The sequence below is a fragment of the Streptomyces sp. NPDC047002 genome (assembly GCF_040704505.1).
Lineage (GTDB): Bacteria > Actinomycetota > Actinomycetes > Streptomycetales > Streptomycetaceae > Streptomyces.
Map to the genome: position 1 here is coordinate 36,463 of NZ_JBEYWC010000013.1, position 13,256 is coordinate 49,718.

Genomic DNA, 13,256 nt, shown 5'->3' on the forward strand with positions numbered 1-13,256 from the left:
CTGGCTCCGGGCACACCGCCACCGCCGGGCGCGCCGGCCCGGGGGGCGCCGGCACCACGAGACGTACCAGGCTCGGACGCGCCGGCCCCGCCGCGCGCACCAACACCGCTCCCACCGGCCCCGGTTCCAGCAGCCCCGGGCCCGGAGGCCCCGGTCGAGCCTTCCCCGCTCATCGCCGCCCGCTCCTCATGCCGCCTCCGCGCCGCGGCCACCCGCACCGGCCCCTCGCGGACCGCACGGAGCCGGCACGCGGCGCCCGCCACCGGCACCGCCATTCTCACCCACCCCACCCCCGCCCACCTGCCGTGACGCGGGGACGTGGTGGGGCGGCGTCCCTGGAGCACGCGTCGCCGGTCAGCTCTCGGCGAGCAGTCCTCCTGACCGGGCGGGGCCCCGGGCGGTCAGTTCTGGAGGGGGTCCTGGTCGGTGGGGGTGACGACCAGGAAGGCGTCGTCTTCGAGGTCCATGACGACCGTCGCGGGAGTGCCCTCGCCCCGGGTGCGGGCGGCGTACTCCTCGGCGGGCCAGGCGCCGCGCGGTGCGCCTGCGGCGAACCTGGCCAGGATCTTCTTCTCCATCGCACACTCCCCTGGGGTTCAGGAACGGGCCGTGGGGCCGGGGGTCTTCTTCTGCCCCGGCTGTGCCGGGACACGCCTGCGCGTGTGGTGGAAGACGAGGTTCAGGGCGAACGCGGTCAGTGTGGCGCTGGTGATCGCGCTGCCGCCGATGACCTGCACCCAGGCGGGGAACGCGTGGTAGATGGTGGGTGCGACCACCGGCAGCATGCCCACACCGATCGACACCGCGACGACGAGCAGGTTGTTCGTGCCCTCGAACTCGACGGCGCGCAGGGTCCTGATGCCGACCGCGGTCACCGTCGCGAACATCACCAGGCCCGCCGCGCCGACCACGGGTCCCGGCAGCGAGGCGACGACCTCGCCGAGCTTGGGTACCAGCCCGAGCAGCAGGAGCAGGGCGCCCGCGCAGGCGGCCACGTACCGGCTGCGGACCCTGCTCATCTCGACGAGGCCGACGTTCTGGGCGAAGACGGTGTCGGGGAAGGCGTTGAACACGCCGCCGAGCACGCTGGAGACGCCGTCGGCCGCGAGGCCGCGCGCCAGCGCCGAGGGCGTGGGGCGGCGGCCCGTCATCTCCCCCACGGCGAGCATGTCGGCGGTGGACTCGGTGAACGTCACGAGCATCACCACGCACATCGACGTGACGGCCGCGACCGGGAACGTCGGCGTCCCGAAGTGGAAGGGCGCGCTGACGCCGAGCCAGCGCGCGCCGCCCACGGACGAGAAGTCGGTGAGGCCCATCAGGGCCGCGGCCCCGGTGCCCGCGACCAGGCCGGCCAGCACCCCGATCTGCGACAGGAACCCGCGGGTGAACCGGCCGAACAGGACGATCAGCGCCACGATCCCGGCCGCGAGCGCCAGATGGGAGGGCGCCGCGTAGTCCCCGGCCGCCGGGTCGTCGCCCGCGATCAGGCCCGCGGCCACGCCGATGAGCGAGAGGCCGATGACGGTGATGACGATGCCGCTGACCAGCGGCGGGAAGAACCGTACGGCGCGGGCGAACGGCACGGCCGCCAGCAGTCCGAAGACGCCCGCGGCGATCATCGAGCCGTACACCGCGGTCAGTCCGTACTGGCCGGCGATGAGGATCATCGGGGTCACCGCGGTGAACGTCGCGCCCGCCACCACCGGCAGCCGCACCCCGAGCACCCGGGCCACGCCGAGCGACTGGACCAGGGTGATCAGCCCGGACACCAGCAGGTCCGCGTTGATCAGCAGGCCCACGGTGGAGGTGTCGAGCTTCGCCGCAGCGCCGAACACCAGGGGCACGGTGACGCATCCGGTGTACATCACCAGGACGTGCTGGAGCCCGAGCAGGCCGAGCCGGGGCAGCGGCGGCCTGGTGTCGACCGTGTCCTGGGCCGCGACGGGCGCGGGTGGCTCGGCTGTCGCCGTGGGCTTGGGTGGCACGTCGGCCTCCGGGAGATGGCGGGGAGAGGGCAGAGGGTGCACGGCGTACGGGCGCGCCGCGCCGGCGAGGACGCGTAGGTGTACGCGAGGTCGCGGGCGCGGCGCAAGGGGTGCGCTTCAACTTTCCGTTGACGTTGTTTCCTGGCGGTTTCCCCTGGCGGTCGGGGCAGTTGCGGCGCCCGGGGCGTCGAGCCCGCCGGGCCGCCGTCCGGGGCGCGTTCACCCCGCGGGCGCCCCGCCCGCGGCGTGCGCGGGGCGGCCGCGGGCGCCGGTCCTGCCCGCCGCCCGCAGGGGAAATGCTGCCGGGCGCGGGGCGCCGCGTCGCCGGGTCTGGGGCCCGGATCCCGGGTGGTGGCGGCAACACCCGGGGCGTGGTGGAGGACACCCGCATCGGACGCTGCCGCACGGGGTATGCGCGCATGGCTCATCGGCGCCACGCGGGGCCGGTCGCCGGCTTCGCTCCGGCGGGGACCCGGGTGGTGATAATGGGCGAAATCCGACGCCTACGGACAGGACGCAATGAATATCGGCCGCCCCCGTCGATCGACTCCCGCGCGACAGGGCCGCATGGCGCAGAGCCCCGACCGTTCGCTCAACGACCGGCTCCTCCGCTCGCTCCTGCGGCGGCGGAAACAGGCGCTCACCGAGGCGGACGTCACCGTCACGGACAAGGCAGAGGTCCACAGGGCGGTCTCGGCCGCGGCGCTCGGCAACATGATGGAGTGGTTCGACTTCGGCGTGTACGCCTATCTGGCGAGCACGCTCGGAAAGGTGTTCTTCCCGTCGAGCTCGCCGGGCGCCCAGGTCGTCTCGACCTTCGCGACGTTCGCCGCCGCCTTCTTCGTACGGCCGCTCGGCGGGCTGGTCTTCGGGCCGCTCGGCGACCGCATCGGCCGCAAGCGGGTGCTCGCCATCACCATGATCATGATGGCGATCAGCACCTTCGCCGTGGGCTTCCTGCCCGGCTTCTCCGCCATCGGCTTCGCCGCGCCGATCCTGCTGCTGATCTGCCGTCTGGTGCAGGGCTTCTCCACCGGCGGCGAGTACGCGGGCGCCACCACGTACATCGCCGAGTACGCCCCCGACAAGCGGCGCGGCTTCCTCGGCAGCTGGCTCGACTTCGGCACCTTCGTCGGCTACGCCTTCGGCTCGGGCATCGTCACGCTGCTGACGGCCGTCCTCGGCAGCCAGGGGATGGTCGACTGGGGCTGGCGCGTGCCGTTCTTCGTCGCGGGGCCGCTCGGCCTCGTCGGCCTCTACATGCGGCTGCGCCTCGAAGAGACGCCGGCGTTCCTGCGGGAGCAGGAGGCGGACGCCGCCGAGGCGCAGGAGAGCGGGTACGGCGCGGCGGAGGCGGCGCGCGCCGACGACGAGCTGGCGAGCGGCGCCCGGCAGTCGGGCAAGGGCCGGCTCAAGGAGATCTTCACCCGGCACTGGGAGGCCGTGCTGATCTGCATGGGCCTCGTGCTGCTCTACAACGTCACCAACTACATGGTCACGTCGTACCTGCCGACATTCATGACGGAGACCCTGCACCAGGGCGACGTCACCGCGCAGCTGCTGATCCTCGGGACGATGGTCGTGGTGGCGCTGACCATCACGACGGTCGGCCGCTCCTCCGACCGGTGGGGGCGGCGCCCGATGTTCATGGCGGGCAGCATCGCGATGGTGGTACTGGCCATCCCGGCGATCCTGCTGATCCGGCAGGGGGGCATCCTGATGCCCGCGTTCGGCTGCCTGATCCTCGGTCTGCTGCTGGTCTGCTTCGCCGGTACGTCGGCCTCGACACTGCCCGCGCTGTTCCCGACCCGCATCCGCTATGGCGCGCTGTCGATCGCCTTCAACGTCTCGGTGTCCCTCTTCGGCGGCACGACGCCGCTGATCGCCTCGGCGATCGTGGAGAGCACGGGCGACAAGATGGTTCCCGCCTACTACCTCATGATCGCCGGGCTCATCGGCCTGATCTCGACGTTCTTCCTGCACGAGACGGCGGGCAAGCCGCTGCGCGGCTCCGGCCCGATGGTGGAGACCGAGGAGCAGGCGCGCAGCCTGGTGGCGCGCAGCCGTACGGAGGCGAGCCGCCAGGCGCGCGACGTGTGGATGCGGGTGCGCCACCCCGGACATCAGCACATGAACAGCGAAGGCGGCGGCTCCGACGAGGAGTGAGGGGCCGGGGAGGCTCCCGCGTACGCGGGCGGCGGGGCCCGCGCCCCGCCGCCCGGGGCGCGCCGTCAGCCGGCGGCGGCGAGCGCGGGCACGAACCTGGCCGCGTCGACCGTGCCGACGCCCGTCGCCATGTCGTAGCCGCGCACGGCCCGGTAACCGGTCACGCCCTGGTACGAGTTGTCGGTGCCGTCCCGTACGTCGACGATGCCCGTGAGCGGGTTCCACGGCGCCTCGGCCGACAGGGTGTACAGCGCCTGGTGGATGTCGCCGAGCCGGTGCCCCGCCTGCTGGTCGGCGAGCGCGACGATGCCGGAGAACAGGGGGCTCGCCTCGCTGGTGCCGCCCGAGACGCTCCAGCCGGCCTCCTTCGGGTCGTAGCTGGTGTACGTCCAGGCGCCGCCGTCCACCGCCGCCGACATGGAGACGTCGGGCGTGCCGCGCCGCGCGCCGACGGTGCGCCACACGGTGTCCTGGTACGCGGGGCGCGGGAAGACATGGGACCTGCCGCCGCCGCTCGCGCCGTTGTCGTTGTAGACGCTGTCGGGCGCGGTGCGGCGGCCCTGCCCGTCCAGGTGCAGCTGGGTGCCGCCGACCGAGGTGACCAGCGGGTCGGCCGAGGGCCAGGAGTTGACCTGGTGGTCGTAGTGCCCGACGCCGTCCGCCGTGGAGTCGGTGGCGCCGCCGTCGCCCGAGGAGGCGAGCAGGGTCACGCCGTGGCGCTCGGCGTCGCGGAAGGCGTACCGCAGGTTCTCGATGCTGGAGAAGTCGCCCTTGGCGAAGCCGGGGAAGGTGTCCTCGGTGGCGCCGAAGCTCTGGGTGACGACGTCGCCGACGCCGCGGTCCACGAGGTCGCGCTCGGCGTCCATCATCTCGGGCAGTCCTGTGGTGCCCTCGGTCTCGGCGACGCCGGTCTCGACGAGGACGAGGTGCGCGTCGGGCGCGATCGCATGCGCCATCTGCACGTCGAGGCTGGTCTCGCCCGCCCAGCCCGCCATGGTCTCGTCGGCGGGGTCGAACGCGGGCACCTTGCCCCACTCGACCACGTCGACATGGGTGCTCCTGATGCCGAACTGCCTGCTGTAGACGTCGAGGTCGTGCTGGACGGTCGGGGAGCCGAAGGAGTCCACGACGACGATGGTGCGGCCCTTGCCCGTGACGCCCCTGCGGTAGAGGGGGGCCAGGTCGTACGCCCGCCGGTACTGGGTCGGCGTGTAGCAGGCGATGCCGTAGCGGTCCTCGCACTGCGCGGTGGTGAGCGGGCCGCTCGCGCCGCGCACGACCTGGTGTCCGGCGACGGCGGGCACGGGCGGCGGGAGCGCGGCGGCGCGGGCCAGGGGGCCGCGGGCCGCCGCGCCCGGGGCGAGGGCGCAGGCGACGAGGGCGGCGAGGGCCGCCGCCAGGGCCGCGGCTCTCGTCCTCGGCCTGGCCCTGAGGACCCTGAGGACTCTGTGCATGGGCGCTCCTCGCGTCGAGCGGGTCGGTGCGGTGTGTGGCGCGCGGCGTGCGGTGCTCCGTGCACGGCGTGCACACGCGCACATGTGCGGTGTGACGATCAGATCGTCAGGTCGCTGCGCGATACAAGGAGCCCGGCGCGGGGCGGCGCCCGATTACTCCGGCCGGCGGAACGGCGCGCCGGGTGCGCCGGGCGCCCGGGGCCCCGGAGCGCCTCGGGGTGCCCCGGGGCACCTCGGGGCACCCCGCGCGAAGAGGCCGGGTCACAAATGCATTAATCGCCTGAAAATTCCCCTCTGCCCTGATTGAGGCGGTGCGGGCAGGTGACTCGATTGCGGTCACACGCCACATCGAAGGAGGTGGCCGAGATGGCGGCACACACGTCACCCGGCACGTCACCGAACACGCATACGTCGAATACGTCGCATACGCAGAGCATCGACGAGCACCCGGACATCGTGGCCCTGCGCGCCCACTCGGAGCGCAGGACGTCCACGCCGATGGCGCAGATGGTGGAGGGCCTGGCCCTGCTGGCGGGCCTCTATCTGGCAGCGTCCGCCTGGATCACCGGGTTCAGCGGCTTCACGGCCCTGACGATCACCAATCTGATCCTCGGGATCGCCTTCGTCCTGTTCACCATGGGGTTCGTCAACTCCGCCTACGAGCGCACGCACGGCATGAGCTGGGCCGCACTCGGCGTCGGCGTGTTCACGATCATCGCGCCATGGGTGGTGCGAGGGGGCTTCGACACGACCCGCACGATCTGGAGCAACTGCGTCGTCGGCGGTGTGATGGTGTGCCTCGCGCTGGTGACAGCGGCCATGGGCGCCGGCGGGGCGCGACGGCGCTGACGGCGCCCTCGCGTGCGGTGGTTCCCCGACAGCCGGCGGCACGGACGCGTGCCGCCGGCATCGCGCACGCCCGGGCCGCGTCCGGCGGGACCGCGTACCGCAGAACCGCGTACGGGGGAGCCGGGGACCAGGACCGGGGGACCAGGCGGACCGGGCCTTCGGACGGAGTACGCGGCGCACAGCGCCGCCTACGGTGAGGGGATGAACGCCGACCGCCCCTCCCCCGCGCCCGCCTCCGACCTGCTCGACGGCTACCTCCGCAGGGTCGGGCTGCCGGGCGCCGGAGGACTCGCGGCGGACGCCGCCGGCCTCGCGGCCGTCCAGCGGGCGCACAGCTACGCGCTGCCGTTCGAGAACATCGACCCCGTGCGCGGCACCGTGCCCTCCCTGGCCGCCGCAGACCTGGAGGCGAAGCTGGTGCACGGCGGGCGCGGCGGCTACTGCTACGAGCACAACATCCTCTTCGCCGACGCGCTCACCGCGCTCGGCTTCGGTGTGACACTGCTGACCGCGCGGGTCCTGGTCGGCGCCGACACCATCGCGTCGAGGCCCCGTACGCACATGGCGCTGCTCGTCCGCACCCCGGAGGCGGAAGGCAGCGTGCCGTACCTCGCGGACGTCGGCTTCGGCGCGCCCGGCGCGCTGATCGAGCCGCTGCCGCTCGTCGCGGACGCCGAGCAGGCGGCCGAGCACCGCCGCCACCGGCTGGTGCGGGTCCCGCACGAGGGTCCCGCGCCACTGTGGGTCCTCGAGGCGCACGGTGACGGCGGCTGGGCGCGGCAGTACGCGTTCACCTGCGAGCCGTTCGAGCGGGTGGACTTCGACGGCATCAACTGGAACATCGCGACCAACCCGCGCTCCCCGTTCTCCCGGCGGCTGTTCGTGCAGCGCGCCCTGCCGGGCGGCGTCCACCGCGCGCTCGCCGACGGGCGGCTCACGGAGACCCGCGCGGGCGCGGTCGTCAGGACGGCGGACGTGCGGACCGACGGCGCGCTGCGCCGCGTGCTCGACGAGGAGTTCGGCATCGTGCCGCCCGCCGGGCTCACCCTCGCCGACGTGCGGATGGCGGCCGGCTGACGCCCGCGGGCAGGGGATCCGGCGGTCGGGCCGCCGGGCCCGTACTAGGGTGGGCGGCCATCCCGGCCCCGCGGCGCGGTCGGCACGGGGGCAGGACCGGCGGAAAGGGGCGTGACGGCGATGCGCGCCGTGGTCTTCGAGGAGTTCGGGGCGGCCCCCGCGGTGCGGGAGGTGCCCGACCCGGCGCCTGCGCCCGACGGGGTCGTCGTACGGGTCGAGGCGAGCGGCCTGTGCCGCAGCGACTGGCACGGCTGGATGGGCCACGACGACGGCATCGCGCTGCCGCACGTGCCGGGCCACGAACTGGCGGGCCGGATCGAGGCGGTGGGCGCGCAGGTCGCCAACTGGCGCCCGGGCGACCGGGTCACGGTGCCGTTCGTCTGCGCCTGCGGCCGCTGCGCCGCGTGCGCGGCCGGCGAGCAGCAGGTGTGCGAGCGGCAGGAGCAGCCCGGCTTCACACACTGGGGGTCGTTCGCCGAGCTGGTGCCGCTGCACCACGCGGACACCAACCTCGTCGCCGTGCCGGACGCCATGTCGTTCCTGACGGCCGCGTCGCTCGGCTGCCGCTTCGCGACCGCGTTCCGCGCGGTCGTGGAGCGCGCGCGGGTGCGGCCGGGCGAGTGGCTCGCCGTGCACGGCTGCGGCGGGGTGGGACTGTCCGCCGTGATGATCGCCGCGGCGGCGGGCGCGCGGGTCGTGGCGGTCGATGTGGCGCCCCGCGCCCTGGAGTTGGCCCGGTCCTTCGGCGCTGCGGCGACCGTCGACGCGGGCGCGGTCGCGGACACCGCGGCGGCGGTGCGCGACGCGACGGGCGGCGGCGCCCAGGTCTCGATCGACGCGCTCGGCTCGGCCGCGACGGCCGCGGCCTCCGTGCGGTGTCTGCGCCGCCGCGGCCGGCATGTGCAGGTGGGGCTGCTGCCGGGCGACGGCACCCCGCTGCCGATGGACCGCGTCGTGGCCCACGAGATCGACGTGCTGGGCTCGCACGGCATGGCCGCGTACGCCTATCCCGAGCTGATGCGGCAGGTCGCGGCGGGTGCGCTCCGCCCCGATCTGCTGGTCACCTCCGTGATCGGCCTCGAAGCCGCGCCCGCCGCACTGGCCGCGATGGGGCGGCGCACCGGGGCGCCGTCGCCGGGGATGACCGTCGTCACACCGCAGGCGTGAGGCCTTGCGTAGGGCCCGCACGGCGAGCCCTACGGCAACCGGATTACCCAATCTGAGTTTTGAGTTAATGGCTCGCGCCCGCCGTGTGGGACCGAGCATTCCGGGCACGGGCACCTCGTGGACCTCTCCCCTGGAACCGAGACGAGAGCGGCGGCCGGTACGACCGAGGCAGCGGCCACCGGCGGCAGACGACCGGGGCGCGCTCCCGAGACGCTCCCCGCGCGCTGGAGCGCGCCCGCGGCGCACGCGCCCGACGGCTCGGACGCCGGCGGCTCGCACCACGGCATGCCCGTCCACCCGAAGCTGGCGGCGTCCGCGCCCGGCGGCACGCGGGGCTTTCCCTCCGCGGTCCGGCGCACCGGCCGGGTGCAGGGCGTGGACGGTCTGCGCACGCTCGCCGTCGGCATCGTGATGGTCTACCACCTGGAGCCCGGGCTGCTGCCCGGCGGCTCGATCGGCGTGGACATCTTCTTCACCATCAGCGGGTTCGTCATCACCCGGCTGCTGGTCGCCGAGTACGCGCGCACCGGGGACATCGCGATGGGCGGCTTCTACTGGCGGCGGTGGCTGCGCCTCGTGCCCGCGCTGCTGACGGTGTGCGCCGTGGCGGCGGTGCTCGCGGGCGCCACCAGCCTGCCGGGCTTCGACGGGGCCTGGACGTCGGTGCTGCTCTCGGTGACGTTCCTGGTGAACATCGTGCGGGCGGCCCAGCCGGGGCCGTACTCGGACGGCACGGCGCTGCTCGCGCAGAACTGGTCCCTCGGCGTCGAGGAGCAGTTCTACCTGCTGTGGCCGCCGCTGCTGCGGGTCCTGCTGCGCCGGGTGCGGCCGCGCACGGTGCTGATCTGGGCCGGTGTGCTGTGCTTCCTGCCGGTGGTCTGGCGCTGGCTGCTGTGGGACCCCACCCAGGCGCACCGCATCTACAACGGCACCGACACCCGCGCCGACCAGCTGCTCGCCGGGGCGCTGCTGGCGATCGCGGTGGCGCGGCTGCGCGCGGACGACCCGCGGCTCGCTGCGCTGCGGCGCTGGTCGGGGCGGCTCGCGTGGCCCGCGCTCGGCGTGCTCGGGCTGATCGTCTGGCAGGTCCCGGTGACGGAGGACAGCCCGTGGACCGAGAGCTGGTACACGGTCGGCTTCCTCGCGACGGCGCTGCTGTCGGCGACGGTGGTCGCCGCGCTCGAACTGCGGTCGCGCTCCGCGCTGTCCCGGCTGCTCTCGCTCACCCCGGTCGCCTGGGTGGGCAGGAATCTGAGCTACGGGCTGTACCTGTGGCACTACCCGCTGGGCCGGCTCCTCGCCGACCTGGGCGTGCAGCGCGGGCACCTGGTGGCGACGCTCGCCGCGTCGATGGCCGCGGCGACCGCCTCGTACTACCTTCTCGAGCGGCCGCTGAACCGGCGCTGGCGGCGGCGCGGGCCGGGCGCCGGCCGCAGCAGCGGCCCGGGGGCGGGGCGCGCGGAGGCGGCGGTGGGCCGGGAGCACCGCCCCGCCACGGCCACGGCCGCGTAGGCCGGGCGTGGCCCGCGGGACCCGGGCGACCGCGTCACACCATCCGGCGCAGGTCCTTGAGGAAGTCGGAGAGCAGCCGGCGGGTGCGGGTCGCGGACTCGGCGATGGCGACCATGCGGTCCATGGCCTCCATGTGCTCGGCGACCTCGTTCTCCTCGTCCAGGTAGAGCGCCCCGGTCAGGTACTCGATGTAGACCATGTCGGGGATCTCGGGGACGTCGAAGCGGAACAGCACGAAGGGGCTGTACGTGCCGGGGTGGTGGCCGGAGGCGAGCGCAGCCACCTGGAGCGTGACGTTGGGCAGCTGGGTGATCTCCAGCAGCCGCTCGACCTGCTCGGCCATGAGCGCGGCGCCGCCGACGGGCCTGCGCAGCACCGTCTCGTCGATGACGGCCCAGAAGTTCGGCGGGTTCTCCTGTCTGGTCAGCAGGGACTGCCTGCGCATGCGCAGCGCGACCTGCCGCTCGACCCTGCCGGGGTCGGGCTGGCCGACCGCGGTGGTGGTGAGGATCTCCCGGGTGTACGCCTCGGTCTGGAGGACGCCGGGCACGAAGTGCGGCTCGTACTCGCGGATCGTCTTGGCGGACTCCTCAAGGCTCACGTAGCCGCCGAACCAGCCGGGCAGGACGTCGTGGAACCGCTGCCACCAGCCGGGCTTGTTGGCCTCCTCGGTCAGCTCGACGTACGCGGCGACGTCCTCGGGCGGCACACCGTAGGCGGGCAGCAGCACCTGGAGGTACGGGATCTTCAGCGCGACCTCGGCGGACTCCATGCGGCGGATCGTGGCGACCGTCACATGCAGCAGCTTCGCGGCCTCCTCGCGGGTGAACTCGGCGCCCTCCCGCAGGGCCCGCAGCTGTCTGCTGATGACCAGTTGGCCGATCGTCGGCGCAGAACGCGGTTCGCTCATGTCCCCACCCCAACTCCGCCCTCGGCCACCACCTGGGCAGTCTGACACAGCGGGTCCAGGGGGAGAGCTGCCCGGTGCGCATTGTTCCGCTTGTCGGCACGCGGCCTTCCCGTGCCGGTCGCGGTGTGACGGAAGGCAAGCGGTACGCGGCGGGAAAGGTGAACCTCCGGCGTCGCGGACGGTACCTTCCAGTGACCTCGCGGTGGAGGCGGCCCGATAAGCTCGAAGGACCGGGCCCGTAGTCGGAACAGAGCGGAGTGATGCGGCGTGACGCGACCACGTGTGGGGGTGGCCGTCCTGACCATGGGGACCAGGCCCGTGGAGCTGCGGGCCCTGCTTGACTCCGTGGCCAAGCAGAGCGAGCCCGCACGGCGGACCGTCGTCGTCAGCAACGGCGCGCCGCTGCCCGAGCTGCCCGAGGGCGTCGTCGGCGTGGAGCTCCCGGAGAACCTGGGCGTCGCAGGCGGGCGCAACGTGGCCATCGAGGAGCTGCGCAAGGCGGGCGACGTGGACGTCCTCGTGGACCTCGACGACGACGGCCTGCTGATCGACGCCGACGTGGTCTCCCGGGTCGCCGACCTCTACGAGGCGCACCCGAGGCTGGGCGTCGTGAGCTTCCGCATCGCGGACGAGACGGGCTTCACCGCGCGGCGGCACGTGCCGCGGCTGCGCGCCGACGACCCGATGCGCGGCGGCGAGGTCACCACGTTCCTCGGCGGCGGGCACTCGCTGTCGATGGCGATGCTGGAGGAGATCGGCGGCTGGCCCGACGCGTTCTTCTTCACCCACGAGGAGACCGACCTCGCCTGGCGCGCCCTCGACGCGGGGTGGAAGATCCGCTACGAGCCCGAGCTGGTGCTCCAGCACCCGCGCACCTCGCCCGCACGGCACGAGGTGTACTACCGGATGACCGCGCGCAACCGCGTCTGGCTGGCCAGGCGCAACCTGCCCGCGCTGCTCGTCCCCCTCTACCTGGGCACGTGGATCCTGCTGACCGTCGCGCGCACCCGCTCGGTGAAGGGGCTGCGCGCCTGGTTCGCCGGGTTCGGCGAGGGCGTGCGCACGGCGTGCGGCACGCGCCGCCCGATGCGGTGGAGCACGGTGCGCAGGATGACGGCGCTCGGCCGCCCGCCGGTGATCTGAGCCTGCGCTCACCGGGGCGAGGGGGCGCCACCGCTCTCCGGTGTCCCGCTCCCCGGTGCACTGCTCCCGGCCGCGCCGCTTACCGGGCCGCCCGGGGTGCCGGGCACCGGCTGGACGGGCAGCGGCGAGCGGCCGCGCGGCCCCGAGGGCTCGGGGGCGGGCGTGCTGGTGTGCCGCGGGCGCGTCGCCGGCTCCCTGTCCTGGTGGTGGGCGAGGGCGCCCGGCAGGGCGAGTGCCACGCCCGCCACGACGGCGGCGAGTGCGCACAGCGCGGCCGTACGGGCCCTGCGGGCGGTGCGCTGCCCGGCCGGCGGCGGCACGGCGCGGCGCAGGTCGCAGCGGTCCACGGTGGCGGCCTTCGCGGCGAGCGCCGCGCGCAGCCTGTCCTCCGTGGCGGTGCTTCGCGTGCCGGTCATCGCGGTGCCTCCAGTCGGCGGGCCAGCGCGTCGAGGGCGCGGCTCGCGGTGGACTTCACGGCGCCGCGCGACAGGCCGAGGGTGCCGGCGATCTGCGCCTCGGTCAGATTCGACCAGTAGCGCAGCACGAGCACCTCGCGCTGACGCCGGGTCAGCAGCCGCAGCGCGCCGAGGACTTCGCGGTGCTCCTCGCGCAGCAGGACGTCCTCGTCGGGCGGCGGCGCGAGTCCCGCGCGCTCCGGCACGTAGGCCCGTACGGTGCGGCGGCGGCGCAGCACGGACCTGGCGCCGTTGACGACGCTGCGCCTGACGTACGCCTCCGGGTCGTCGAGCCCGGCGAGCCGGTCGCCGTGGCGCCGGTAGAGCGCGGCGAACGCGTCCTGCACCACGTCCTCCGCCGTCGGCAGGTCGTCCACGAGCAGCAGCGCAAGCCGCACGAGGTGCAGCCTGCGGTGGTGGTACAGGGCGTCGATGCCGGTGTCCGCGAGGGGCGCGGGCGCGGGCTCGCGCCGTCCTGAGAGGCTGCGCAGCAGCAGGCCCCGCACGCCCCGGAAGAGGGGGCGTGCGGGGACCT

The 13,256-nt window shown here is 74.3% G+C and carries 12 protein-coding genes; 6 read left to right on the plus strand and 6 right to left on the minus strand.

Going from position 1 to position 13,256, the window contains the following annotated elements; translation table 11 throughout:
* Positions 1-401: 401 nt before the first annotated feature.
* Entirely contained in the window at positions 402-578 is a 177-nt protein-coding gene (locus AB0910_RS14790) for a hypothetical protein (RefSeq protein ID WP_366744977.1), read from the minus strand.
* Between the two features lie 18 nt (positions 579-596).
* Positions 597-1,988: a nucleobase:cation symporter-2 family protein gene (locus AB0910_RS14795; protein ID WP_366744978.1), complete on the minus strand. Its 1,392-nt coding sequence runs from the start codon at positions 1,986-1,988 to the stop codon at positions 597-599.
* A 567-nt stretch (positions 1,989-2,555) separates the two neighbouring features.
* Between AB0910_RS14795 and proP the strand changes: the two genes are divergently transcribed.
* On the plus strand, positions 2,556-4,154 hold the full coding sequence (proP, locus tag AB0910_RS14800; RefSeq protein ID WP_366744979.1) for a glycine betaine/L-proline transporter ProP: 1,599 nt from the start codon (positions 2,556-2,558) through the stop codon (positions 4,152-4,154).
* A 65-nt stretch (positions 4,155-4,219) separates the two neighbouring features.
* Here the strand turns inward: proP and AB0910_RS14805 are convergent, their stop codons facing one another.
* Entirely contained in the window at positions 4,220-5,608 is a 1,389-nt protein-coding gene (locus tag AB0910_RS14805; RefSeq protein WP_366744980.1) for a S53 family peptidase, read from the minus strand.
* Between the two features lie 366 nt (positions 5,609-5,974).
* Between AB0910_RS14805 and AB0910_RS14810 the strand changes: the two genes are divergently transcribed.
* The 4 genes from AB0910_RS14810 (at position 5,975) to AB0910_RS14825 (ending at position 10,213) form a co-directional block, all read left to right on the plus strand.
* Positions 5,975-6,457, plus strand: a complete 483-nt coding sequence (locus AB0910_RS14810; RefSeq protein ID WP_366744981.1) for an SPW repeat protein — start codon at positions 5,975-5,977, stop codon at positions 6,455-6,457.
* A 201-nt stretch (positions 6,458-6,658) separates the two neighbouring features.
* Positions 6,659-7,534, plus strand: coding sequence for an arylamine N-acetyltransferase (locus tag AB0910_RS14815; RefSeq protein ID WP_366744982.1), 876 nt, complete (start codon positions 6,659-6,661; stop codon positions 7,532-7,534).
* 120 nt (positions 7,535-7,654) lie between these two features.
* The gene (locus AB0910_RS14820; RefSeq protein ID WP_366745082.1) at positions 7,655-8,701 is read left to right on the plus strand and encodes a zinc-binding dehydrogenase; all 1,047 of its coding nucleotides are present in this window, start codon (positions 7,655-7,657) and stop codon (positions 8,699-8,701) included.
* A gap of 117 nt (positions 8,702-8,818) precedes the next feature.
* Positions 8,819-10,213 carry an acyltransferase gene (locus AB0910_RS14825; protein WP_366744983.1) on the plus strand — a complete coding sequence of 465 codons (1,395 nt, stop codon included), beginning with the start codon at positions 8,819-8,821 and terminating at the stop codon, positions 10,211-10,213.
* Positions 10,214-10,247: 34 nt separating this feature from the next.
* On the opposite strand, the gene AB0910_RS14830 is transcribed toward AB0910_RS14825, so the two are convergent.
* Positions 10,248-11,123, minus strand: a complete 876-nt coding sequence (locus tag AB0910_RS14830) for a helix-turn-helix transcriptional regulator (RefSeq protein WP_366744984.1) — start codon at positions 11,121-11,123, stop codon at positions 10,248-10,250.
* Between the two features lie 267 nt (positions 11,124-11,390).
* Between AB0910_RS14830 and AB0910_RS14835 the strand changes: the two genes are divergently transcribed.
* Positions 11,391-12,266 (plus strand): glycosyltransferase family 2 protein, encoded by an 876-nt coding sequence (locus AB0910_RS14835; protein ID WP_366744985.1) that lies wholly within the window; start codon positions 11,391-11,393, stop codon positions 12,264-12,266.
* Between the two features lie 8 nt (positions 12,267-12,274).
* Here the strand turns inward: AB0910_RS14835 and AB0910_RS14840 are convergent, their stop codons facing one another.
* Both AB0910_RS14840 and AB0910_RS14845 read right to left on the minus strand, forming a co-directional pair.
* Positions 12,275-12,682: a hypothetical protein gene (locus AB0910_RS14840; RefSeq protein ID WP_366744986.1), complete on the minus strand. Its 408-nt coding sequence runs from the start codon at positions 12,680-12,682 to the stop codon at positions 12,275-12,277.
* Positions 12,679-13,212: a sigma-70 family RNA polymerase sigma factor gene (locus tag AB0910_RS14845; RefSeq protein WP_366745083.1), complete on the minus strand. Its 534-nt coding sequence runs from the start codon at positions 13,210-13,212 to the stop codon at positions 12,679-12,681. Before AB0910_RS14845 ends, AB0910_RS14840 begins: the two co-directional genes overlap by 4 nt.
* Positions 13,213-13,256 lie beyond the last annotated feature (44 nt).